Annotated in this window: 23 protein-coding genes; 20 read left to right on the forward strand and 3 right to left on the reverse strand. The window is 37.5% G+C overall.

The window, feature by feature from the left end; all coding sequences use genetic code 11:
- Positions 1-69: 69 nt before the first annotated feature.
- Positions 70-948: a phenylacetic acid degradation operon negative regulatory protein PaaX gene (gene paaX / locus P2Q73_RS09150; protein WP_056832152.1), complete on the forward strand. Its 879-nt coding sequence runs from the start codon at positions 70-72 to the stop codon at positions 946-948.
- 629 nt (positions 949-1,577) lie between these two features.
- Here the strand turns inward: paaX and P2Q73_RS09155 are convergent.
- Positions 1,578-2,099: a gamma carbonic anhydrase family protein gene (locus P2Q73_RS09155; protein ID WP_053589231.1), complete on the reverse strand. Its 522-nt coding sequence runs from the start codon at positions 2,097-2,099 to the stop codon at positions 1,578-1,580.
- 83 nt (positions 2,100-2,182) lie between these two features.
- Between P2Q73_RS09155 and P2Q73_RS09160 the strand changes: the two genes are divergently transcribed.
- From P2Q73_RS09160 to hpaD, 18 genes are all read left to right on the forward strand, one after another.
- Positions 2,183-3,148, forward strand: a complete 966-nt coding sequence (locus tag P2Q73_RS09160) for an NAD(P)H-dependent flavin oxidoreductase (RefSeq protein WP_056832156.1) — start codon at positions 2,183-2,185, stop codon at positions 3,146-3,148.
- Between the two features lie 249 nt (positions 3,149-3,397).
- Entirely contained in the window at positions 3,398-3,823 is a 426-nt protein-coding gene (locus P2Q73_RS09165; protein WP_056832158.1) for a thioesterase family protein, read from the forward strand.
- 33 nt (positions 3,824-3,856) lie between these two features.
- A complete protein-coding gene (locus P2Q73_RS09170; RefSeq protein ID WP_481747153.1) occupies positions 3,857-4,999 on the forward strand; it encodes a Leu/Phe/Val dehydrogenase in 1,143 nt (380 codons plus the stop codon).
- 15 nt (positions 5,000-5,014) lie between these two features.
- Positions 5,015-6,070: a pyruvate dehydrogenase (acetyl-transferring) E1 component subunit alpha gene (gene pdhA, locus P2Q73_RS09175; protein WP_275786168.1), complete on the forward strand. Its 1,056-nt coding sequence runs from the start codon at positions 5,015-5,017 to the stop codon at positions 6,068-6,070.
- 3 nt (positions 6,071-6,073) lie between these two features.
- Positions 6,074-7,090 carry an alpha-ketoacid dehydrogenase subunit beta gene (locus P2Q73_RS09180; RefSeq protein ID WP_275786171.1) on the forward strand — a complete coding sequence of 339 codons (1,017 nt, stop codon included), beginning with the start codon at positions 6,074-6,076 and terminating at the stop codon, positions 7,088-7,090.
- 12 nt (positions 7,091-7,102) lie between these two features.
- Complete coding sequence (locus P2Q73_RS09185; protein ID WP_275786174.1) at positions 7,103-8,323, forward strand: dihydrolipoamide acetyltransferase family protein; 1,221 nt, start codon at positions 7,103-7,105, stop codon at positions 8,321-8,323.
- A gap of 1 nt (position 8,324) precedes the next feature.
- Entirely contained in the window at positions 8,325-9,767 is a 1,443-nt protein-coding gene (locus P2Q73_RS09190; RefSeq protein ID WP_275786177.1) for a dihydrolipoyl dehydrogenase family protein, read from the forward strand.
- 401 nt (positions 9,768-10,168) lie between these two features.
- Positions 10,169-11,143, forward strand: coding sequence for an ABC transporter substrate-binding protein (locus P2Q73_RS09195; protein WP_275786179.1), 975 nt, complete (start codon positions 10,169-10,171; stop codon positions 11,141-11,143).
- A gap of 17 nt (positions 11,144-11,160) precedes the next feature.
- Complete coding sequence (locus P2Q73_RS09200; RefSeq protein WP_275786182.1) at positions 11,161-12,210, forward strand: ABC transporter permease; 1,050 nt, start codon at positions 11,161-11,163, stop codon at positions 12,208-12,210.
- Positions 12,188-12,985, forward strand: coding sequence for an ABC transporter ATP-binding protein (locus tag P2Q73_RS09205; RefSeq protein ID WP_056832172.1), 798 nt, complete (start codon positions 12,188-12,190; stop codon positions 12,983-12,985). Before P2Q73_RS09200 ends, P2Q73_RS09205 begins: the two co-directional genes overlap by 23 nt.
- A gap of 205 nt (positions 12,986-13,190) precedes the next feature.
- The gene (locus tag P2Q73_RS09210) at positions 13,191-13,982 is read left to right on the forward strand and encodes a fumarylacetoacetate hydrolase family protein (protein WP_275786186.1); all 792 of its coding nucleotides are present in this window, start codon (positions 13,191-13,193) and stop codon (positions 13,980-13,982) included.
- On the forward strand, positions 13,979-14,737 hold the full coding sequence (locus P2Q73_RS09215) for a fumarylacetoacetate hydrolase family protein (RefSeq protein WP_275786190.1): 759 nt from the start codon (positions 13,979-13,981) through the stop codon (positions 14,735-14,737). The genes P2Q73_RS09210 and P2Q73_RS09215 overlap by 4 nt, the downstream gene beginning before the upstream one ends.
- Before the next feature lie 19 nt (positions 14,738-14,756).
- Positions 14,757-15,146 carry a 5-carboxymethyl-2-hydroxymuconate Delta-isomerase gene (locus P2Q73_RS09220; protein ID WP_056832178.1) on the forward strand — a complete coding sequence of 130 codons (390 nt, stop codon included), beginning with the start codon at positions 14,757-14,759 and terminating at the stop codon, positions 15,144-15,146.
- An 86-nt stretch (positions 15,147-15,232) separates the two neighbouring features.
- Complete coding sequence (gene hpaB / locus P2Q73_RS09225; protein ID WP_056832180.1) at positions 15,233-16,714, forward strand: 4-hydroxyphenylacetate 3-monooxygenase, oxygenase component; 1,482 nt, start codon at positions 15,233-15,235, stop codon at positions 16,712-16,714.
- Between the two features lie 62 nt (positions 16,715-16,776).
- Positions 16,777-17,247, forward strand: a complete 471-nt coding sequence (locus P2Q73_RS09230) for a flavin reductase family protein (protein WP_056832385.1) — start codon at positions 16,777-16,779, stop codon at positions 17,245-17,247.
- Between the two features lie 60 nt (positions 17,248-17,307).
- Entirely contained in the window at positions 17,308-18,231 is a 924-nt protein-coding gene (hpaI, locus tag P2Q73_RS09235; protein ID WP_275786194.1) for a 2,4-dihydroxyhept-2-ene-1,7-dioic acid aldolase, read from the forward strand.
- 40 nt (positions 18,232-18,271) lie between these two features.
- Positions 18,272-19,783 (forward strand): 5-carboxymethyl-2-hydroxymuconate semialdehyde dehydrogenase, encoded by a 1,512-nt coding sequence (hpaE, locus tag P2Q73_RS09240; protein WP_275786197.1) that lies wholly within the window; start codon positions 18,272-18,274, stop codon positions 19,781-19,783.
- Positions 19,784-19,803: 20 nt separating this feature from the next.
- Positions 19,804-20,787: a 3,4-dihydroxyphenylacetate 2,3-dioxygenase gene (gene hpaD / locus P2Q73_RS09245; protein ID WP_056832386.1), complete on the forward strand. Its 984-nt coding sequence runs from the start codon at positions 19,804-19,806 to the stop codon at positions 20,785-20,787.
- Positions 20,788-21,475: 688 nt separating this feature from the next.
- Here the strand turns inward: hpaD and P2Q73_RS09250 are convergent.
- The gene (locus tag P2Q73_RS09250) at positions 21,476-22,735 is read right to left on the reverse strand and encodes an MFS transporter (protein WP_275786199.1); all 1,260 of its coding nucleotides are present in this window, start codon (positions 22,733-22,735) and stop codon (positions 21,476-21,478) included.
- Between the two features lie 66 nt (positions 22,736-22,801).
- A complete protein-coding gene (locus tag P2Q73_RS09255) occupies positions 22,802-23,386 on the reverse strand; it encodes a DJ-1/PfpI family protein (RefSeq protein WP_275786202.1) in 585 nt (194 codons plus the stop codon).
- A gap of 141 nt (positions 23,387-23,527) precedes the next feature.
- Between P2Q73_RS09255 and P2Q73_RS09260 the strand changes: the two genes are divergently transcribed.
- A complete protein-coding gene (locus tag P2Q73_RS09260; protein WP_053589248.1) occupies positions 23,528-23,965 on the forward strand; it encodes an Lrp/AsnC family transcriptional regulator in 438 nt (145 codons plus the stop codon).
- The last annotated feature ends 285 nt before the right edge of the window (positions 23,966-24,250 follow it).

Below are 24,250 nucleotides of genomic sequence, written 5' to 3' on the forward strand. Positions count from 1 at the left end.
ACAAAATAATGAAAGAAGGGAAGAAACGTGTTATATTGGTAATCAGGGAAAAAGAAAGAGTGAGTTTACATGTCGAATACACAATCAATGATATTTACAATTTACGGTGATTATATCCGTCATTACGGAAATAAAATATGGATTGGAAGCTTAATCCGACTGTTAAAAGAGTTTGGACATAATGAACAGTCGGTACGAGTAGCAGTTTCAAGAATGATGAAACAAGGTTGGCTCGAGTCCGAGAAGGAAGGGAATAAAAGTTATTACTTTTTGACGACTCGCGGGGAAGTTCGGATGGAAGAAGCTGCCATTCGAATTTTCAAATTAATGCCAAACGACTGGGATGGAAAATGGCGTATGCTAATGTATACGATTCCAGAAGAAAAAAGACAAGTTCGAGATGAACTACGAAAAGAGCTTTTATGGAGTGGATTCGGCAGTTTTTCTAGTGGATGCTGGATCTCACCGAACAATCTTGAAAAAGAAGTTGAATTTCTTATAGAAAAATATGGTATACAAAATTATGTAGATTTTTTCGTAGCAGAATACAAAGGTCCTCAAGCAAACAGAGCTCTTGTTGAAAAAAGTTGGCCGCTTCAAGAAATTGAAGGAAAATATCAAGATTTTATCTCTACCTACAGCAAACAATATATAATCCATCAGAGCATGATGAACGATGGAAGAATGTCGGATGCAGAATGTTTTGTTGAACGAACAAACCTTGTACATGAATACCGTAAGTTTCTATTTTCTGATCCTGGTCTTCCGAAGGAACTGTTACCAGAAATATGGAGTGGGAACCATGCAGCTCTTTTATTTGAGCAATATTATAAATTGCTCGCACAGCCAGCAAACCATTTTTTCGAAGAAGTATTCCAAGAAGATAATGATATGCGTCGTAAGGACAAAGCATATGATGCAGATGATCATCCACTTCTTATGGACTAACGTTTTTGGTGAATAGAAAAATACTTACATTTTTTGTTTGTAAACACATATCGAAATATAGTATCAGAAAATCAAAAGGTTTTGGGAATGTTGGACATTTCCAAAACCTTTTGATTTATTATGCATACATTATTTTAATTTTCGATTCAAATGATCAGCTGTTCTATTTGATCAATCGTAATTATCTCTTGCTAATCACATTCGGGGCACCACCATTATTTAGTATCTATAATTAAAAAAGCGAGATGGACTTGTCAAAAAAACTAGAAAAGTAGAGTGAGGGGAAGTTCTAGAATTCCCCTCACTCTACTTATTTAATTCTAGAAAATCGTTGAAAAAGGCGACACTCTTGCGGGATTAGAGTTAGTCGAAGACCCCACAGTTGAGGGGAAGGCAATCTAAGTTCGCCGCATCCTGCGGCAACGATTGCATGACCAACATCGTGTTGGCCTAGGATGCTGAGGCAACGCCCGCGGAAAGGGAGCCGTATCAACGATTTTCTTATTTATTGGGTTTCTGAGAAACCCCATGTGGCAAAGTTAATTATAGGAACTTTTTAGTGCCCTCAGCGTATATCTCCAAATAGAAGGATGCTCGATGTCAGGTTTTTCTTTCTCTTTTTGTACTTACTATTCTTCTTTTTCAAAAATTTCTCGATAATCGTATCCTTTTTGAACATACGTATCAATGGAAAGCTGAATAATATCAAAATCTTTTTCGTTTAATTCTCGCACTACCTTCCCTGGTGAACCGACGACTAGTGAGCGTGGAGGAATTTTCTTTCCAGGCGGAATTAACGTATTAGCACCAATAATGCACTCTTCTCCAATTTCAGCATGATCTAGAATTGTTGATCCCATTCCAATAATAGAGCGTTTTCCAACCTTACATCCATGAAGGATGACATTATGTCCAACAGTAACTTCGTCTTCTATTACAACTGGCGCATCTTCATATAAATGAATGGTCGAATTATCTTGGATACTGCATCTTTTACCAATTGAAATTAAACCTTCATCTCCTCGCAGAACTGTATTAAACCATATAGTAGATTCTTCTCCAACTTGGACCTCTCCGATAACTTTTGCACCTGGAGCTACAAAAACAGTAGGATCTAACGCAGGTTTTTTCCCTTTAAAAGTGATAATCATAAATTTACCCCCATTTTTCAAATAATCTCAATTGTCATTCTATTGATTTTACTATAACATATTTTTATAGGGGTGGATAAAAAATGATATATATTTGTGAAAAGTTGCAAATAACCTATCCGATTATTCAAGGAGGTATGGGGAATATTAGCAATGCAAAGCTTGCTGCAGCTGTCTCAGAAGCAGGGGCCCTTGGCACGATCGGGTGCGGAACAATGACTCCAAAGGAAGTAGAGAACATAATTTTAGAAACAAAAGCGCTAACAAATAAGAACTTCGCTATAAACATTGCAATTAGTATCACACCTTTTACAGATGAATTAATTGATCTTGTTATCAAACATAAAGTACCAATTATTTCGTTATCAGCGGGAAACCCAGCACCATATATTCCTCTACTGCATGAACATGGAGTAATAGTAATAGCTCTAGTAGCTTCTGTAAAACATGCACAGAAAGCGGAAGCTGCTGGGGCAGACATACTCGTGGCAGAAGGGTTTGAAGCTGCTGGTATAAACTCAAACTTAGAACTAACTACTTTCACACTCATTCCGCAAATTGTGAAACACGTTAACATTCCCGTACTTGCAGCTGGAGGAATTGGGGATGGCAAAGGATTGGCAGCTGCAATTATGCTTGGTGCAAGCGGTGTCCAAATCGGTACGCGTTTAATCGCAACAAAGGAAGCACCTTTTCACGATGTTTATAAGGAAAACTTATTGAAGGCCAGTGACACGGAAACATTGATTGTCGGTCGAAGTGTAGGAAGACTGAGAAGAATCTTAAAGACATCTTATGCTATGAAGCTCTATGAATTGGATAAAGCAGGGATGACACTGGATCAATATAGTGAACTGACCTCGGAAAAACAACATCTTAAAGGTGCATTAGAAGGCGATATCGAAAATGGTTTTATGAATAGTGGACAAATTGCAGGACTTATTGAAGATATTCCAACAGTAAAAGAACTAATTGACGACATGGTGGAAGTAGCAGAAAATCGTATGATTAAATCTGCAAAAGAATTTAAGAGAATACTAGAGTTGTAAAAAGTAGTGGGGACCTTACTCACTACTTTTTTTGTGTGAATCAGTTAATTTTGAATTGATAGATTTTTCTAATTACTATATTGACTATCGTATTACAAATTGATACGATTACGTTGTAATAGTGTTATGTTAGATGAAATATAATTGTTTATGTAAGCGTTTACAACAATTTGTGTAATGGTGAATAGAAATACCTAACACCATTCAGTATTAAGAAGATTCGAGCATATAGTAAGTAGAGGTGTTGTAATGAGAAGCGGAATGGAAATAGGCAGAGAAGAGACTATACAAATATCAGTAACAGATGATATGTTTGCATCTTTTGAAGGGAAAATAGTTCATCCTGTCTATTCAACGGTAACAATGACTTATCATATGGAGTGGGTTTCCAGGAAAATTATTCTTCCATTTTTAGAAGACCACGAAGAAGGAATGGGAGCATCCGTAAAACTAAGTCATATAGCGCCTTCCCCACTCGGTACGGTAGTTACGCTAACTGCAACTTTAGTTGATGTACAGGACAATGTAGTACTGACAAAAATTGTGGCATCCAACCAATTAGGTATTATTGGTAAAGGTGAAGTGAAACAAGTTATTTTACCTAAAAAAACAATAGCTGAAAAACTAAGAAATGCTTCCATATTTCCAGAGAAAGAAGAAACTATTTTAGACTAGAAAGTAATTCCTTAGGGGGTATTAAGGGTGATAATGGCTGAAAAAATGGCAATAACAAAAGAATTTGATCTTTTCGAGAAGATGGCGAAACATGAACAAGTGGTTTTTTGTAACGATCCATCTACTGGATTACGTGCAATTATTGCAATCCATAATACAACGCTTGGCCCAGCACTTGGTGGATGTCGTATGCAACCATACAGTAGTGTGGATGAAGCGCTAGAAGATGCTCTTCGTCTTTCCAAAGGAATGACTTATAAATGCGCAGCTGCTGATGTCGATTTCGGAGGCGGGAAAGCAGTAATTATTGGTGATCCTAAAACAGATAAATCACCGGAATTATTCCGCGCATTCGGACAATTTGTAAACTCTCTAGGTGGACGTTTTTATACAGGTACCGATATGGGGACGACAATGGATGATTTCATTCATGCAATGAAAGAAACGAATTTCATTAACGGACTTCCAGAAGAATATGGTGGAGGTGGTGATTCTTCTATACCAACTGCTGCTGGTGTTTTGTACGGCATCAAAGCAACCAATCAATTGTTGCATGGAAATGATGACTTAGGTCAACATAGTTATGCGATTCAGGGATTAGGTAAGGTCGGGTTTAAAGTTGCAAAAGGACTTCTGGAAGCTGGTGCTCGCATTTTCGTAACAGATATTAATAAAGATAGCCTTCGAGCAATCGAAGAAGTAGCTGCAAAAACAACTGGCAAAGTTCAGTTTGTTGAAAATGATGATATTTATTCCCAAGAAGCAGATATATTCGTTCCATGTGCATTTGGAGGAATTATTAACGACACTACAATTCCTCATTTTAAAGTGAAAGCAATTGTAGGATCGGCTAACAATCAATTATTAGAAGATAGACATGGAAGATTATTGAGAGATAATGGGATTTTGTATGCACCGGATTACATTGTCAATTCTGGTGGTCTTATTCAAGTGGCAGATGAATTGTACGGTATAAATCTTGAGCGTGTACTTGCAAAAACGAAACATATTTACGATGTAATGTTGGAAGTGTATAAAGATGCTGCGAGCAGCGGAAAAACAACAGAGGAATCAGCGAATGCAATGTGTGAAAAAAGAATAGCAGATCGAAGCAAACGGAATAGCTTTTACTCAGCACCAGCGAAACCAAAATGGTCGTTTAGCAAACTATTCTAATGGGAGGCGAGTTAAGTGGAAGATAACTACCCTATAAAAAGAATCATAGACGATCAAGGATATCTTGTTGATACGGGATTTGAAAAACAAATAGATGAGCAATTGGTTCAAGAACTTTACTATCACATGTTACGAATTCGTACTTTTGATAGAAAAGCGATTAACTTGCAACGACAAGGACGTTTGGGTACTTATGCCCCTTTTGAAGGACAGGAAGCTGCTCAAGTTGGTAGCGCACTCGCATTAAAAGCTGGAGACTGGGTTTTCCCAACTTATCGAGATCATGGTGCGACAATTACATTCGGAAAAAGTATGGCTAGAACGTTTTTGTATTGGAATGGGAGAGTAGAGGGCTGTGTAGCACCGCAAGATAGAAATATATTCCCGCCCGCTGTTCCTATTGCTACTCAACTACCTCATGCGGCAGGTGCTGCTTGGGCTGAGAAGAGAAGAGGAACACAAAATGCATCAATTGCTTATTTTGGGGACGGTGCAACTTCGGAAGGTGATTTTCACGAAGGTTTGAATTTTGCGAGTGTATTCAAAGTACCAGTTGTCTTTTTTAGCCAAAATAATGGATATGCGATTTCAGTCCCGATTGAAAAACAAATGAATTCTGAGACGATAGCTCAAAAATCAGTTGCCTATGGTATACCAGGGGTGCGAATCGATGGAAATGATTGTTTCGCAGTATATTTTGAAACGAAAAAAGCCTTTGACAATGCACGTGCTGGAAATGGCCCAACATTGATAGAAGCAGTTACTTGGCGAAAAGGTGCACACACAACTGCTGATGATCCGTCAAAATACCGTCCTGAAAAACAAGGGGAGGTTTTTGTTGACCCATTAACAAGATTAGAACTGTTTATGAAAAATTACGGCTATTGGAATGATGAATGGATCCAAGCAACTAATGATAAAACGAGCAGTGAAGTTGAAGCGGCAGTTGAAGAAATGGAAAAGTTTCCTCCGCCGAACTTAGAAGACGTTTTTAATCATGTATATGCTGAAATGCCAGCCCAACTTGTTGAACAAAAAGAATCGTACCTTGCACATCTAAGGAGGCGGTAATGAATGGCACAAATAAAAGAGTCAGTCACAAAAAATGAAACGACAAAGCAGTTGACTTTAATTCAAGCAATTAATGATGGTATGCGACTCCTGTTAGAAGAGGATGATCGAACCATTATTTTGGGAGAAGATATTGGTAAGAACGGCGGCGTATTCCGAGCGACTGAAGGACTGCAAGAAACATTTGGTGATGATAGAGTAGTAGACACTCCACTTTCAGAAGCAGGGATTATCGGAACGTCAATTGGTCTTGCGGTTAACGGTTTTAGACCGATTGCAGAAATCCAATTCCTCGGTTTTATTTATCCTGCTTACGAGCAGATCATGACACATGTCTCACGAATTCGAATGCGTTCGATGTCCCGTTTTACAGTGCCAATGGTTATTCGAGCACCATACGGGGCTGGAATACGCGCACCCGAGATACATTCTGATAGTACTGAAACCTTATTCACACATATGCCTGGCATTAAGGTCGTTTGTCCTTCAAATCCTTACGATGCAAAAGGATTGTTAATTGCTGCCATGGAAGATCCTGATCCAGTATTGGTTTTGGAGCCTATGAAAAACTATCGTTCGAAGAGAGAAGAAGTACCTGTTGGAAAATATACGGTGGAAATTGGTAAAGGAAAAATTGTGCGTGAAGGTACGGATGTAACACTAATTGCTTGGGGAGCAATGATATCGATTGCAGAGAAAGCAGCTGAATTGGCTGCGCAAAAGGGAATTAGTTGTGAAATTATTGATCTAAGAACATTGTATCCAATTGATCGTGACATAATAGCTAACTCTGTAAAAAAGACAACAAGAGCAGTTATTATTCATGAAGCTCAAAATACTGGAGGATTAGGTAATGATATCGTGTCGATTATTAACGATACAGCCTTCCTTTATTTACGAGCTCCAATTGAACGAATTACGGGATTTGACGTACCGGTACCATTCTTTGCATTAGAAGAACATTATCTACCAACACCGGCACGTGTCGTTGAGGGAATTGAAAAAGTGGTTCATTTTTAAGGAGGATATGGAATGCTCGAAGTAAAGCTGCATGATGTCGGGGAAGGAATGACCGAAGGAGAAGTACTTCATTACTTAGTGAAGGTCGGAGATTCGGTTATGACTGATCAACCACTTGTAGAAGTACAAACAGACAAAATGGTTGCTGAACTTACTTCTCCTTGCTCAGGCATCGTTAAAGAAATTCGTATTGATGAAGGTGAAGTTGTACAGGTCGGAACAAGTTTACTCTACATTGAATCCGATGAATCTGTACGGACGGAACAAAAATTACATGTAGAAATGAATCCAGTTTCAGAAATGAAAGGGAAGACTACGAATAACAATGAAGAAAAAGCTCATCCGATGACTTATAAACGAGTGCTTGCTACTCCATACACACGCAAAATTGCACGCGACAATAACATTAATATTGAAGACGTCCGTGCTACAGATCCATCTGGAAGAGTAACAGAGGAAGATGTTTTTCGATTCTTGAAAGGAATACAATCAACTGAGGAATCAGTAAAGGATGAAAAGCAAACAGTATTTTCTCAAGAAATACCCGATGAAATTCCTTTTAAAGGGATTCGCAAAAAGATTGCAGAAAAGATGACGAAATCACTCTTTACAATTCCCCATGTCACTCATTTTGACGAAGTCAATATGACAAACTTACTTGAATTGAAAGAGCAAATGAAAGCATCTGGAGAATCAATCAGTGTCCCAGCATTTCTTATTAAAGCACTTGTTATTTCATTAAAGGAATTCCCTATATTCAATGCGGAACTCGATGAAGAAAATAGCAGGATACTACTAAAGAAAAACTATCATATCGGTATCGCGACAAACACAGAAAGTGGTTTAATGGTCCCGGTTATTCATCATGTCGATAAGAAATCAATTAAACAGATTAACAAAGAGGTCAAAGGGTTAACTGAAAGAGCAATTGCAGGTAAACTACAACCATTTGAAATGCAAAATAGTACCTTTACAGTGAGTAATGTTGGACCTTTAGGAAGTACAGGAGCTACCCCAATTATCAACTATCCTGAAACCGCTCTGATTGCTTTTCACAAAACGAAAAAACAACCAATTGTCAATTCTCATGATGAAATCGTAATTGGCCATATTATGACATTTTCTATGGCGTTTGACCACCGTGTAGCGGATGGCGCTACGGCAGTTGAATTTACGAACCGCTTTGCAGGTTTGATTGAACAGCCACATAAACTGATGTTGGAGTTGATATAAAATGGTTGTTGGAGAAATCAGTCAAGAGCGGAATCTTATAGTTATTGGGGGAGGGCCAGGTGGCTACAGTGCTGCCATACGGGCTGCACAGCTTGGTCTTACGGTCACGTTAATTGAACAGGCTGATATGGGGGGGGTCTGTTTGAATAATGGTTGTATTCCCTCCAAAGTTTTTACACATGCAGCATCAAAATTATCAGAAACCGCTCATCTAAACAGCCTTGGAATTGGAAGTTCAGAAATGCTCTTTGATTTCAAAAAGCTAAGCTCTTATAAATCGAATATTATTAATCAGCTTAGGTCAGGTGTAGAAGGTTTGTGTAAGGAAAATAAAATCGAAATTATACGTGGAAAAGCTACATTCCTATCTGTTGATAAAATCGGAGTAGAAAATGGACATCAATTCGATATTTATACATTTGAGCAACTCATTATTGCAACTGGTAGTAACCCGATAACCCCTGATGTTAGGAAAGAGAAAGATCCAAGGGTTTTATTGGCGCATGAAATATATAAGATGGATAAGATTCCAGAGCATCTCATTGTAAGAGGGCAAGATTATATTGCACTTGAGATTGCTTCTAGCTTTGCGGTATTAGGGGCTCATGTCAGTATTTTAATAGATGGTAAAATAGGTCTTCCTTTCGATGAATCTCTAAATAAAGAATTAACTCGCTTGTTTAAAAAGCGAAAAATAAAAATGTATAAAGAAGTAGATTTCATTGCAAAACATGAGACTGAAGAAGATATTTCTATTACCTTTATATCGGATAGAAATGAAGTAGAGACAATTAGTGGATCTCATCTATTTGTTTCGGAAATAAGGAAGCCTAATTTGGAGGAGCTAGGAATAATCCGCTTCGGAATTGAACTTACCTCAGAAGGATTTATTAAGATTGACAAAGATATGAAATCATCGATCCCTTCTATATATGCAATTGGTGATATAACTGGTGGTCCTATGCTCGCTGGAAAAGCTATTAAACAAGGAAAAGCTGCAGCTGCATCCATTGCTGGAATACAAACAGAAGTTGATCTGACATTTATGCCAGTTGTTGCACATACCATTCCACCAGTCGTTTCAGTGGGGCTAACGGAACAAAGTGCACGTGATATAGGGATAGATATTCGTGTTAGCCAATTTGCTCTTGGTGGTAATGGTTATGCAACAATTACTGGGAAAAAAGATGGATTTATTAAAGTTATTTCAGATTCAACAACTGAAATAATACAAGGCATTCATATGATAGGAGAAGGGGCAGTAGAAATGTCTGGCTCCTTTGTCCAGTTGCTTGAAATGGCAGCCAAAGAAGAAGATATTATTTTTCCACACTATGCGCATCCGGGATACAATGAAGGACTACTTGAAGTAGTAGAGGGTTTAGTTGGACAAGCAATTCATACTTCACCGATGAAAAAGAAAGACTTAACGAAGATTTCATAAAAGTTACTAACCGTTTTACGAAAATAAAAGACTGAATATTGTAATTTTTCATATTTGAGTCAATTTATTACCATTTTTATTTATAAAGCGAAATTTTATATAAAAAAATGTTATTGCTAGTAAATGCGAAATTTTATTTTTGTTGATTGAAGCGGAAGGCGGTGACTCCAGCGGGAAAAGCTTGAGCTGAAGACCTGGACTGAGCCTAGCGAGGGAAGCGGCTGAAGCCAAGCCCGCGTAAAGCTTCCGACTGTAGCGTAAATCAATCTTGTTCGGATTTTAAGGCTATATTCCTGTTGGTGAAATTGATTGTATATTGAGTCAGTTAAAAATGCTCACGTTTTTTTACATTAGATTCAAATAAATACTAAATAAAATGGAGTAAAAGAGGGGGAATTGTAATGAAGAACGGTTGGAAAAAAATGTTGGCTGTTATTTTCAGTTCTACGTTAATTCTTGCGGCATGTAGTGATGGAGGGGAAAAAGAGGCATCTTCGAAGAAATATAAAATAGGCGTTACTCAGATTGTTGAACATCCTTCACTAAATGCGGCTTTCGATGGCTTTAAAAAGGCTTTAGAAGATGCAGGAATCAATGCGGAATATGAGGTTCAAAACGCTCAAGGTGATAATAGTTCTAATACGACAATCGCAACGAATCTTGTTAGTGCAAATGTAGATCTAATTTTTGCAAACTCAACACCGAGTGCTCAAGCAGTAGCTAGTGCTACATCAGAAATCCCTATCGTTTTCACTTCAGTAACAGATGCAGTTGGAGCTGAGCTTGTAGACTCTATGGAAAAACCTGGTGGTAATGTAACTGGCACAATTGATGCTCATCCGGATGCAATTACCAATACTATGAAGTTCCTTAAAGACGAATTGGGAGCAAAAAATGTTGGAATGGTGTTTAACTCTGGAGAGCAAAATTCTCGTGCTCAAGTAGATGCAGTAAAAGAAATGTTGAAAGATATGAATATGTCTGTAGTGGAAGCTTCTGTAGCAACATCTGCAGACGTGAAACAAGCTACAGAATCATTGATTGGTAAAGTAGACTCGATGTATATCATTACAGATAACACAGTTGTTTCCGCTCTTGAATCTGTAATTTCAGTAGCAAATGAAAATAAAATTCCAATGATGGTAGGCGAATTTGACTCCGTTAAACGAGGAGGTCTTGCAGCATACGGCTTTGAATATTTTGACATTGGATACGAAGCAGGACAAATGGCTATCAAAATCTTAAAAGGGGAAAGTAAACCAGCTGACTTGCCTGTTCAAATTCCTCAAAAGCTTAAATTGATAATGAATAAAGATACAGCTTCTACCTTAGGACTTGACGTAAAAGACGAATGGAAAGCCGAGTTTAGTGAATAAATAGGAGTTGATTCTACATGTTTTTAGCAATGTTTGGCTCAGTAGAACAAGGAATCATCTATGCAATAATGGCACTTGGCGTGTATTTATCATTCCGAGTTTTAGATTTTCCAGATTTAACAGTTGACGGGAGTTTTGTAACAGGAGCCGGAGTTGCTGCCACGATGATTGTCCTAGGATATCATCCGGCAGCTGCTACGGCAGTTGCTATAGTTATCGGATTTCTTGCTGGATGTGTAACCGGCTTCCTACATACAAAAGGAAAAATAAATGCACTATTATCTGGAATATTGATGATGATAGCTTTGTATTCTATTAATCTACGCATAATGGGGCTGACTTCTGCAAATTCCATTGGTCGTCCGAATATACCGTTATTAAATGCCGAAACAATATTTATTCAATTCCAAACTTTTTGGAGTTCGTTAGGTATTGATAGTACCATCAATCAATTTTTCAGCATGATGGGAGTTCAATACTTGCCAGCCACCTGGGGTACATTGTTCATCATGATCATTATCGTTTTACTCATTAAGTTTATCGTCGTTTGGTTTTTAAAAACAGAAGTAGGTCTTGCAATTAGAGCTACTGGTGATAACAAGAAAATGATTCGAAGTTTATCTGCTAATACAGACACACTTGTAATTGTTGGTCTTGGATTTTCAAATGCCCTAGTTGCTTTTTCAGGCGCACTTATTGCTCAATATGCAAAGTTTGCGGACATCGGAATGGGAATCGGAATGATTATTATCGGACTTGCTTCAGTCATTATTGGTGAGGCGGTATTTGGTACGAAAACGATATTGCGAACAACCTTTGCTGTAATTGCGGGAGCGATTATTTATAGAATTGTACTAGGTCTCGCACTTAGAGTAGATTTGCTTGATACAGGAGATATGAAATTAATTACTGCTGTTATTGTAATTTGCGCGTTGATTTTACCGCAATACTTTGAAAAGAGGCGGGAAAAAAATAGAAAAGCTAAACGCCATGCGGAACGGCAAATGGAACATGAACACTTGCTCTTGAGGGAGGGAAATGCCATTGCTAAAGCTCAGTCAGATTAATAAATTATTTAATGAGTCAACACCAGATGAAAAAATTGCCTTAGATCAAATTAATCTAACGTTAAACCCTGGAGATTTCATGACTGTGATTGGTAGCAATGGTGCCGGAAAATCGACGATGCTGAATATGATTTCTGGCGCTCTTACTCCTGATTTTGGTGAAATTGAAATAGCAAATAAAAACGTTACAAAAATGCCGGAATATAAACGTTCACAAATGATAGGAAGGGTATTTCAAGACCCAATGGCTGGAACTGCACCTACGATGACCATCGAGGAAAACTTGGCGATGGCTTATTCGCGAAACAAAAAACGTAGATTAAAAAATGGAGTTGATAAGAAGCGACGAGAGTTGTTCCGGACATCACTTGAAACACTTCATTTAAACCTGGAAAATCGGTTGAATGCAAAAGTAGGAATGCTTTCTGGAGGGGAGAGGCAAGCGCTTTCTCTTTTGATGGCTACATTTACGCAACCATCTATTTTACTTCTGGACGAACATACTGCTGCACTCGACCCATCACGAGCGGAACTTATTACTAATTTAACAAAGCAGCTCGTTGAAAAGGATCAGCTTACTACGCTAATGATCACACATAATATGCAACAAGCGTTAGACCTCGGGAACAGGCTTATTATGATGGATAAAGGACAAATCATTCTAGAAATTGAAGCAGAGGAAAAGAAAAAACTAACCATTGCTAAACTAATGGACGAATTCCAACGCATTCGTGGCGAGAAATTAACTAGTGATAAAGCATTGTTATCCGTTTAATAATCTGTTTCTGTGTTTCGAAGCTTAAGGCGCTTTTCCACTACTTTGCGGTTTCAGGACTTCATTTTACAAGAAAAGCGCCTTTTTTAATTTCTATCTGTAAATACTCCAATTCAAAGCTTTAGTAGACTTAGAAGCTTACGTTTTTCATATAGTATTTCTTAGGAAATAAATTGTTAGCACGATGGAAAAAGGAGTGAAGCGTATGAGCCGAGCTAGTTTTAAAGTGTTGGGGGAACCCGGATTAATAAAAGCGGAAGTGAATACACATAAGAATACTGTTGTGATAGAGGACTACGAGTTAATACCGAATGAAATCCAGTTTGACAACCCGATTACAGGAACTGTTTATGGGACAATGCTGAATTTTAAAGGTGAACTTGAAAGATTAGGTGATGATGTAAATAACGAACCATATTTTTCGCCTCCAATCGCTCCTGTCCTTTATATAAAACCTGTGAATACGTTCAATTGTTATGGTGGTTCAATACCGATGCCAGTAGGGATATCGAAATTAGAAATGGGAGCGGCTCTCGGAATAGTAATAGGTAAGAAAGCAGTAGCTGTGGATGAATCTACTGCATTATCTTATGTGGCAGGGTACACGATCGTAAACGATGTTCGAATACCGCATGATAGCTTATATCGGCCAGCAATTCATTTTCAAGCAAGAGATGGTTTCTGTCCAATTGGGCCATGGATTATCGATCGTCATGGAGTAGAAAATCCAGATAACGTATCAATCCGCGTATTCATTAATGATAAACTTCAGCAAGAAAATTCAACATCCAATTTAGTTCGTTCCGTCTCACGGTTACTTGCGGATGTGACCGAGTTTATGACATTAAATCCAGGAGATGTGTTACTCGTAGGTGTCCCTGAAGACGCACCGCAAGCAAAGGTAGGAGATAAAATTCGAATTGAAATTGACGGTATTGGTAGCTTAAAAAACGTAATTGTTGATGAAAGCGAGTCAAAATGGAGGAAGCCAATATGAGAAGAGCACGAGTAGCATATGGGGGTGCCATCCATGAAGCAATTGAATGGGGAAATCAACTCAAATTAGCGGATGGTCGAGTAGTCAAAGAAGAGGAAATAATGTGGCTTACGCCGATAGAGCCTCGAACAGTGTTTGCATTAGGGCTTAACTATGCGGATCATGCAGCAGAGCTTTCATTTGATGCACCATCAGACCCCCTTGTCTTTTTGAAAGGACCAAATACGTTGATAGGTCACCAAGCATATACACGTCGCCCAGCAGATGTTACTTATATGCATTGTGAGTGTGAATTAGCTGTAATTATCGGAGAAACAGCTAGAAATGTCCAAAAAGAAGATGCCTATAAATATGTAAAAGGCTACAGTGTCGCCAATGATTATGCGATAAGAGATTATTTAGAAAACTACTACCGTCCCAACTTGCGGGTGAAAAATCGAGATACATGTACACCATTAGGACCATGGTTAGTCGACGTTATGGATATTGCCGATCCGATGAATCTAAGATTAACAACACATGTTAATAGCGAATTAGTCCAAGAAGGAACAACAGCGGATATGATTTTTGATATTCCATCAATTATTGAATATTTAAGTAGCTTTATGACGTTGAGTGAAAATGATGTCATTCTAACAGGTACTCCTAAAGGATCGGTTAATACAGTAGTCGGAGATGTTGTCGTCACAGAAATAGAAGGAATTGGTCGCTTGGTAAATACGATTATCGGGGATGAGGCCTTTACAAATCGATAGTGCGAAAAGGAGGGTCTATATGCCACATTTTATTGTCGAGTATACGGATAATATTAAGGATGAGGCGAATCTTGGAAAGTTGTTTGAGGAAATTCATAACGTGCTCATTACACAGAATAATGTTTTTCCAATTGGTGGAATCCGTTCAAGAGCGATTGAACTAAATGAGTACAGAGTGGCTGATGGTACGGAAGATGATGCTTTCGTTCATGCAGTCTTAAAAATTGGTGCCGGTCGTTCGGAGGAAATAAAAAAAGAAGTGTGTTCTACAATATTTGAAATAATGAAGGAACACTTCTCCCAATTGATGGAAAATAGGTATCTAGCATTGTCCATGGAACTGATCGAATTTAGTGAAGCAGGTACTTATAAACATAATAATATTCACGCTAGATTTATAAATAAGTAGTAATCGTCTAGTTCAATAGAGTGAAGTAACTAGTATAAAAATGAAGATAAATTGGAAATATTTATCCGAAAATAGGAGGGAATAGGATGGGTGCACGAACTGGAAAAGAATATATAGAAGGTATAAAAAATCGGAAAACGGAAGTATGGATTCACGGAGAGAAAGTAGACGATGTAACGACACACCCAGCATTTAAAAATGTTGTAGAAAGCGTAGCAGGTCTTTACGATTTGCAACATGAGAAACAAGAAAAAATGCTATATACCTCACCTACATCCGGAAAAAAAGTTGGGCTTTCATTCATTACTCCTAAAACGAAAGAAGATCTGTTCAAAAGACGTGAAATGCATACCGAATGGGCAACTTTTTCTGGTGGTATGATGGGACGTTCTCCAGATTATTTAAATACAAGTATTATGGCATTCGGTACTGCTAACCAATTTTTTGCACAAGAAGGTGGAGGAAGTGACCAATTTGCTAAAAATGCATCAGACTACTATGAATATGCTCGTGAAAACGACATTAGTTTAACTCATACATTAATTCACCCACAAGTGAATCGATCCATGTTAACGCAGTCTGAACAAAAAGATCCTTATCTTTCCGCGCGTATTACGAAAAAGACTCCAGACGGAATAATCGTAAATGGCTGTCGACTTTTGGCAACATTAGGCGGGATTACGGATGAGATCGTTGTATTCCCTTCTACTATAAATAGAACACCTGGAACTATAGACGATCCATTTGCATTTGCATTTGCAATCCCAAATAATACTCCTGGTTTAAAATTTCTATCCCGTGAATCCTTTGACTATGGTAAAAGCAAATGGGACCATCCACTAGGCGCTCGGTTTGATGAGAGTGATGCAATCATTTCATTTGAAGATGTACTTGTCCCGTGGGAAAGAATTTTTGTGTGTGAGAGTACTGATATTTGTAATCGTACGTATGCCGAGACTAATGCAGTTATCCATATGACGCATCAAGTTATTTCTAAAAATGTCGTAAAAACAGAGTTCATTTTAGGTGTAGTCATCAGTATGATGGAGGCAATTGGTATTGATAAATTCATGCATGTAAAAGAAAAAGCAAGTGAAATTATGGTTATTTTAGAAGTGTTACGCTCTCACCTATATAAATCTGAACACAATGCAAAAATTGATCAATATGGCAATATGACGCCAGACTTTGAACCATTAAATGCAGCGCGCAACTGGTTCCCAAAAATGTATCAGCGTATGCATGAAATCATAAAAATTCTAGGTGCATCAGGATTAATGGCGCTTCCAACTGAATCCGATTTCAGCAATACAGATGTTGGTCCATTAGTACATCGTTACACTCAAGGTGCAAATATCAATGGTGAAGAAAGAGTACAACTATTCCGCTTAGCTTGGGATATTTCCATAAGTGCGTTCGGTAATCGTCAAGCACTCTACGAATACTATTTCTTTGGAGATCCAGTGAGAATGTCAAATGCTTATTATGATGGATTCGATAAACAACCTTATAAAGACATGGTTACGAACTTTTTAAATAAAACGAAAAAAGAAGCCGGAATATTTTAAGCTTTTCATGCTCTTCATATTAGTTGAAAGGAGAAGGGATTATGCACCAAATAAACAACGAAATAGATGATCGTCTGTACCGAAATGTGATGGGCAGTTTTGCAACAGGTGTAACAGTTATTACTACAAAAGTAGCTGATGTTGTGCATGGCATGACTGCAAATGCATTTATGTCGGTTTCCTTAAATCCTAAGCTTATCGCAGTTAGTATTGGAGCAAACGCAAAGATGCACCAGCATATAAAAGATTCAAAGAAATTTGCTATTAACATTTTATCGTCAAATCAATTAAAAGAATCGAAACAATTTTCGGGTCAGCTTCAATCAGAAACTGAAATAACATTCGTTACCTATAATGGATTGCCGATTTTAGAAGATACATTAGCTGTTGTTACATGCGAACTGCATAGCGAATATGTAGTAGGAGACCATACGATTTTTATCGGTCAGGTTACTGGCGTTAAGATTGAACAAAAAGATCCACTATTATTTAGTCAAGGGAAGTATAGGGAACTAAAAGAATTACAGGAATAACAATGGTTGGTACCTAGACTAAATAGATGAAAGAAGTTTACTTAAAAGGAGCAGATTCTATTGGCATACGAAGAAGCTAAAAAGAAGTTAAGAGGGTCCATTTGTCCTGTCGTTACACCATTTACGGAAAGTGGCGAGATTGACGAAAAGGCATTCATTGATCTAATTGATTGGCAAATAGAAAGTGGAAGTCATGGAATTTCTGTAACGGGAACAAGTGGTGAACCAAGTTCACTAACAATCGAAGAAAGAAAAAGAGTAATGGCTCTAGCGAAAGAAACGATTGGTGGTAGGGTATTTTTTGCACCCGGCACTGGCTCTACTAATCATGATGAAACAATGGAGTTAACAAAGTATGCAGAAGAATTAGGTGCTGATGCTGCTATGGTTATCGTCCCTTACTACAATAGACCAAACCAAGAAGCACTTTATCAACATTTTAAAACAGTAGCTGATTCCGTTAAAATCCCTATTATTATCTATAATATACCAGGTCGATCAGCGGTAAATATGGAAGTTAGTACGATGAAACGTTTAGTAGAAGATTGTCCAAATATTATTGGAGTAAAAGAAGCAAATAAAGACTTCGAACACGTAAACCGAGTACTCCTAAACTGTGGTAGAGACTTCCTTCTGTTCTCTGGAATTGAACTACTTTGCTACCCTATGCTAGCAATTGGCGGTGCTGGATTTATTAGTGCCACAGCAAATGTAGAGCCAGTAAAAGTAGCAGAACTATACAACGCATGGGAAACAGGAGACGTTAAAAAAGCACAAGACCTTCATTTCGAATTAATGCCATTAAATGACGTACTTTTCAAAGACACTAATCCAGCTCCAGCTAAAGTAGCACTAGGTATGATGGGGAAAATCACGCCGAAACTTCGATTACCTTTAGGATTACCTTCAACTGAAATACAAGAGGAAGTACGTAAAACACTTATAGAACTTGATATTTTGCCGAAGGAAGCAGCTGTAAAATAAATCACTACAAAATTATCTTAAGAAAATAGGTGATGATAGTATGGTATCCTCCCATGAGTTAATTTCTTTGAAACACGAAACACAAAAGGATATATCTCTATATATAAATGGAGAATTCACTTCCGCATTAAGTGGAAGTACATTTAAAAATATGAATCCATTTACTAATGAACAAATTAATGAAGTTGCTGAAGGTCAAACGGATGACATAAATAAAGCAGTTGCAGCTGCGCGTGAAGCCTTTGATCACGGGCCTTGGAAAACAATGAAATTGAGTAAAAGACTATCGTACATTTATCGTATTGCAGATTTGATTGATGAAGAAATAGAAAGAATTGCTTATTTAGAAGCACTTGATACGGGACTTCCCATTAGTCAAACTAGAAAAATGGTGAGCCGCGCATCAGAAAACTTTAGATTTTATGCGCGTATGGTGGAAAATCGCTTAGTTGGAGATGCCTATCAAGTAGATGATGAATTTATCAACTACACGATTAATGTACCTGTAGGAGTTGCAGGATTAATCACACCATGGAACGCTCCTTTCATGTTAGAAACATGGAAAGTGGCGCCGGCATTAGCAACTGGTAATACTGTTGTGTTAAAGCCAGCAGAACTTTCTCCACTTTCAGCGAATCTATTAGCTGAAGTGATTCACAAGGCTGATCTTCCAAAAGGTGTTTTCAATGTTGTTCATGGATTTGGCGAAATAGCAGGTGATGCGCTTGTTAAACATCCTGATGTTCAGCTAATTTCATTCACTGGAGAAACAAAAACTGGTTCTACTATCATTAAAAATAGTGCCGATACACTTAAAAGCTGCTCAATGGAACTTGGTGGTAAATCGCCAATTATCGTATTTGAAGATGCCGATTTCGATCGTGCTTTAGATGCTTGTGTGTGGGGAATCTATTCTTTTAACGGTGAAAGATGTACTGCGAACTCACGGTTATTTTTACAAGTAGGTATTAAAGATAAATTCATTGATGCTTTAAAAACACGTGTTTCTAATATTAGAGTTGGTGACCCGTTAGATGAAAATACGGAAGTAGGGCCACTGATTGATAGAGGGCATTTTAGTAAAGTGAAAAGCTACTTAGAAATTGCAAAAGAAGAAGGCACTGAAGTTGTAACTGGTGACATCCCAATGGAGTTTGCTAGAGGGAACTTTGTAGCACCGACGATTATATTAAATGCTAAAAACAACATGCGTGTTTCTCAAGAAGAAATTTTTGGACCGGTACTAACTGTTTTGACATTTAAAGATGAGGAAGAAGCTATTAAGTTAGCAAACGAAGTCGAATATGGTCTTGCGGGCTATGTATGGACGAATGATATTAAGCGAGGACATCGTGTTGCGCATAGGGTCGAAGCTGGAATGCTTTGGGTGAATGCACAGAACGTTCGTGATTTAAGAACACCTTTTGGCGGTTCCAAATCCTCTGGAATCGGACGAGAAGGTGGACATTACGGTTTCGGTTTTTATACGGAACAGAAAATTATTCATATTTCCATTGCTGATCATCATATACAGCAATTCGGGAAAAAATAGAGGAAGGAATGGTGAAAACGATGGATTTTTCAATCATTCGTATCGCGAGAACTGTTCTTCATGTAGTGGACTTGGAAGTATCAAGAAAGTTCTATGTGGATGGATTAGGCATGATTGAAACAGAAAGCGATGAAAATCATATATACTTAAGAGGTTTAGAAGAGCACTCACATCATAGTTTACTGTTGAAAAAAGCGGATAAAGCCGTAGTAGAAGTACTCAGTTATAAGGTTGAAAAAGAAAAGGATCTGGATGAAATTGAAAAGCTTTTTATTTCTAAGGGCTTGAAAACAAAATGGATGGAAAAGGGGAAACAACATGCAATGGGTAGAACCCTTCGAGTCCACGATATATCAGGCATCCCCCTAGAATTTTTTGCCGAAATGACTACCGTTGACCGAATGCTGCAACGTTATGACCTTTATCATGGGGCAAAAATTCAGCGAATAGATCATGTAAATTGTGCAGTACCCCATGTTCAAACAGCCTATGATTTCTTTGTGAAGGAATTAGGTTTTTTATGCTCTGAGTATACGGATACAGAAGACGGGAATTTGTGGGCTGCATGGCTATATCGAAAACCTACTGTTCATGACCAAGCATTTATGAGTGGTCCCGGACCAAAATTACACCACTTCGCATACACTCTAACAGATCGATTAAGCGTGCTTGATTGCTGTGATGTATTAGCGAGTATGGGGTATGCTAATTCGATTGAACGAGGACCTGGTCGACACGGTTTATCCAATGCTTTCTTCTTGTATTTGAGAGATCCAGATGGTCATCGTATAGAGCTTTATACAGGTGATTATTTAACTAGTGACCCAGATTTAAAGCCGAAACGTTGGGATTTAAATGATCCACTTCGTCAAACGTTCTGGGGACATAAAGCACCAGACCAATGGTTTAATGAAACAAGTACATTTATTGATATTGAAACGGGCGAAGAAATAGAAAGCAAAGAACCGTTTTTAGAACAAAGAAAACCAAAAATAATGGCTTAAGGACATAGCTCCATTAAATAATAAAGACAATATAAACCACCTATGAAAATGGTACCTTATCATTTTCGTAGGTGGTTTTCTCCGTATGTTCAATATCAGACACGAATTCAGCCATGTGTATCTAAACTTTCTGGCCTAACCGATTCATTTATTAAATTAAATTTAGATAATTTTTATAAATCTATAGTATATCTTTTTAACAATGCTTACAATTAAAGAATTAACATAAGGAGTAATTAAATGGTAATAAATAACGTTCTAGAATGTAGCAAATGTAAAAATTGTTCAAGTGATAGAAACACTCTGTTTTAGAGATTCCTAAAAGACAGAAGATAGAAAATAAATACAAAGTAATCTTCCTAATCATATTTATTATTGAACTTTTAATTTATCTTCCATATATTATAATATCTCCTTTTATATATACTAAACGGTGCTGATTTTAGAATTCAAACGATGAGTGAGCTCCCTCAGTTAATTGATAATATCAATATTCTTATTTTAGAAGGCAAGAGACCAGGTTCAAGATAACTACTCTTATATAAAAGCAGGTGGAGAAAACGTATCATTTTTCTCCACCTGTTTTTTTGAATATATGTGCAAATCGCAAGATAGGACCTCAAATCGTAATGTAGTTGCTCCTAATCACAATATAGAGTCTGAGAATCGCAACATATAATAGTATAGACTACATCACTTCTAGCTTCGGCTGATGTTTTTTCAACATAATGACGAATAAACTCGCTAATACACACATGCCTCCTGCCAGGAGGAATGCCCATTGATATGAACCGAATACATTAAAAATAACACCACCACCATACGCTGCAACTCCTGCTCCTACCTGATGAGCTGCGACAATCCAGCCATACATTAAAGTACTTTTTTCTAATCCAAATGTACGTCTTGCTAATCCAATTGTAGGAGGGACAGTGGCAATCCAATCTAAGCCATAAAAAATAGAGAAAATAACTAGCCATACATAAGAACCTTGACTTAAAGCAAATGGTAAAAATAGTAGTGATATGCCACGTAATGAGTAATACCAAAATAGGAGCCAACGATTATCAATTCGATCTGATAACCAGCCAGATAATGTCGTACCTATTAAATCAAAAATCCCCATAAATGATAGCATTGAAGCAGCTGTTACAACCGGTATTCCAAAACTGATACAATAGGAGATAAAATGCGTTCCAACTAATCCACTAGTAGACAAGCCACAGATGAAGAAACTCCCAGCAAGAAGCCAAAACTCCTTTACTTTCAAGCCTTCCATCAGTGTACCTAAAGCTAATTTGAATGGATTTTGTTGGTTTTTCGTCTCTTTAGGCGTTTGTTTTTCATCCACCTGCCCGTATGGTAGAATCCCTTTTTCTTTTGGTGAGTTTTTCATGAAAAGTGCGATTATGATGAACATCAAAATACTAAGTATGAAGATGAGCCCAGTTGCATAGCGCCAAGAATTTTTACTGATTATTGCAGCTAATACTGGCAATAACACTAATTGTCCAGTTGCCGTACTAGCAGTTAATATTCCGACTGCAAGACCGCGTTGTTTCACGAACCAGCGATTCGCTATTTGAGTACTTAATACGGATAAAAATAATCCGGAGCCAATACCAATCATGACACCCCAGATTAATACCAACTGCCACTCAGTTTGCATGACAAAGGTTAAAGCAAGACCAACCGTCATCGTTAGCATTGAATACAGCATTACTCGTTTTAATCCGAAAACTTCAACAAAAGCTGCCATAAAAGGACCTGAGAAGCCATATAAAATTAAGCTTACTGCAAAGGCAAATGAAATGGCTGGACGACTCCATCCAAACTCAAGTTCAAAGGGTTCAATAAAAACACCCGATGAGGATCGCACAATGCCTGCGACAATAATAGAGAAAAATGCAACCGCTAAAATAATCCAGCTGTAATGAATCTTTTTCATATGCTTTCCAACTCTTCTCGTTAATTGGGGTACAAGGTTCTCAAATATTTCAAGAACCTTGTACCTTTAATAGAAACCCATTAGATCTTTTACATGTTTAACGTTCTCTTTAGACGTTAGTATTTCAAGTAATGAAAAGGCAACATCAAAAGCCGTGCTGGGGTTTGACGAGGTGATGATATGTCCATCGCGAACAATGGGTTCCTCTTGTACGTTTACACCAAAGTTCTTTAGCTGCTCTTTTCTAATACTTGTTGGATGATTATAAGTAATGGCATTTCTACCATTAAGAATGCCACTTTTACCAAGTGCAAGCGATGCAACGCAAATACTAGCAATCGGTTTTTGATTTTTATGAAAATACTTTATCACATTCAAAAATGGCTCACTAAATGCGTCTTTATAAAAGCCTGCTTCTTCAAATCCACCTGGAATTGCAAGTGCATCAAATTCCTCTAATTGAATGTCCTCTATTGTTTTTTCGGGTAAAACAGTGAAATTCCACGTACAAGTTAGTTTTTCTCGAAGACCTACTGTCACAACTTCCGTCGAACCATCACCTTCCCATTTATTCCAACCAAGCACATCTGTAAATACACTTGCTTCTACTGCTTCGAAACCATCTGCTAATAGTAATAATATTTTTTTCATTGTTTCAATCACCTCCCTATGCACCATTTTAGTAGAGCAAAGCGAATGTTTATATAAGTATAAAAAGGATATCTATTTATTTAACTTTAAATTATAAGGAATTTAGGTTATTCTAACTTATAAAAAAAGGAGATGACGTTTATGGATCAAATCGATAAAGAAATTGTAAAAGAATTACAGATAAATGCTAAAATTTCAATGAAAGAATTGGCAGAAGTCGTTCACTTATCATCTCCAGCAGTAATAGAACGAGTACGTAAACTTGAGGAGCAACAAGTAATTGAAGGCTATCATGCTCAAGTTGATGTAAAAAAAATGGACCGTCCTATTAGTGCTATTATTTTGTTCGAGTCAAAAGACTGTAAAGCATTATCAAATTTTTGTCATAACCACCCTGATGTACTGGAATGTTACCGAGTAGCAGGGGAAATAAGCTATATTGTAAAATTAGCAACTAATTCTGTTAAAAGTTTAGAAAAATTTATCGATGCATCCATGCTTTACGGTACCCCTTCCACTAACATCGTGTTATCATCATATGAAAATAAAGTTATAGAACCATTTTCACTGGAAGGTTAACGAAAGAATAGTGGAAAGCGACTCGATAGATACTAGACTCTCACACAAATTAGAATTTAATGAGAGCCTGGTACTCAAAATTATAAACACCAACCTCACTGAAGAAGCGTGAATATTGGGTGATACGAGCCGAGTACTTTGAATAGAAGCTATTCGGAAGTAATTAGATAAAATGAATGATAATAGGGAATTCTTGTCTTGTTAGTTTGATAGCTATGTTGCGGTACCCCATAAGGAAGATTTAGAATACAGATTGATGTTCCAACCGAAGGGCCTAATTAAGGG

It is taken from the genome of Bacillus sp. Cr_A10 (assembly GCF_029222665.1).
In the GTDB taxonomy this organism is placed as follows: Bacteria; Bacillota; Bacilli; order Bacillales_A; family Planococcaceae; genus Psychrobacillus.

Excerpts from the sequence above, each read along its gene's own strand:
- paaX (WP_056832152.1), top strand. The coding sequence starts at position 70 with ATGTCGAATACACAATCAATGATATTTACAATTTACGGTGATTATATC.
- P2Q73_RS09155 (WP_053589231.1), bottom strand. The coding sequence starts at position 2,099 with ATGATTATCACTTTTAAAGGGAAAAAACCTGCGTTAGATCCTACTGTT.
- P2Q73_RS09160 (WP_056832156.1), top strand. The coding sequence starts at position 2,183 with ATGATATATATTTGTGAAAAGTTGCAAATAACCTATCCGATTATTCAA.
- P2Q73_RS09165 (WP_056832158.1), top strand. The coding sequence starts at position 3,398 with ATGAGAAGCGGAATGGAAATAGGCAGAGAAGAGACTATACAAATATCA.
- P2Q73_RS09170 (WP_481747153.1), top strand. The coding sequence starts at position 3,857 with ATGGCTGAAAAAATGGCAATAACAAAAGAATTTGATCTTTTCGAGAAG.
- P2Q73_RS09180 (WP_275786171.1), top strand. The coding sequence starts at position 6,074 with ATGGCACAAATAAAAGAGTCAGTCACAAAAAATGAAACGACAAAGCAG.
- P2Q73_RS09185 (WP_275786174.1), top strand. The coding sequence starts at position 7,103 with ATGCTCGAAGTAAAGCTGCATGATGTCGGGGAAGGAATGACCGAAGGA.
- P2Q73_RS09190 (WP_275786177.1), top strand. The coding sequence starts at position 8,325 with ATGGTTGTTGGAGAAATCAGTCAAGAGCGGAATCTTATAGTTATTGGG.
- P2Q73_RS09195 (WP_275786179.1), top strand. The coding sequence starts at position 10,169 with ATGAAGAACGGTTGGAAAAAAATGTTGGCTGTTATTTTCAGTTCTACG.
- P2Q73_RS09200 (WP_275786182.1), top strand. The coding sequence starts at position 11,161 with ATGTTTTTAGCAATGTTTGGCTCAGTAGAACAAGGAATCATCTATGCA.
- P2Q73_RS09210 (WP_275786186.1), top strand. The coding sequence starts at position 13,191 with ATGAGCCGAGCTAGTTTTAAAGTGTTGGGGGAACCCGGATTAATAAAA.
- P2Q73_RS09215 (WP_275786190.1), top strand. The coding sequence starts at position 13,979 with ATGAGAAGAGCACGAGTAGCATATGGGGGTGCCATCCATGAAGCAATT.
- P2Q73_RS09220 (WP_056832178.1), top strand. The coding sequence starts at position 14,757 with ATGCCACATTTTATTGTCGAGTATACGGATAATATTAAGGATGAGGCG.
- hpaB (WP_056832180.1), top strand. The coding sequence starts at position 15,233 with ATGGGTGCACGAACTGGAAAAGAATATATAGAAGGTATAAAAAATCGG.
- hpaE (WP_275786197.1), top strand. The coding sequence starts at position 18,272 with ATGGTATCCTCCCATGAGTTAATTTCTTTGAAACACGAAACACAAAAG.
- hpaD (WP_056832386.1), top strand. The coding sequence starts at position 19,804 with ATGGATTTTTCAATCATTCGTATCGCGAGAACTGTTCTTCATGTAGTG.
- P2Q73_RS09250 (WP_275786199.1), bottom strand. The coding sequence starts at position 22,735 with ATGAAAAAGATTCATTACAGCTGGATTATTTTAGCGGTTGCATTTTTC.
- P2Q73_RS09255 (WP_275786202.1), bottom strand. The coding sequence starts at position 23,386 with ATGAAAAAAATATTATTACTATTAGCAGATGGTTTCGAAGCAGTAGAA.
- P2Q73_RS09260 (WP_053589248.1), top strand. The coding sequence starts at position 23,528 with ATGGATCAAATCGATAAAGAAATTGTAAAAGAATTACAGATAAATGCT.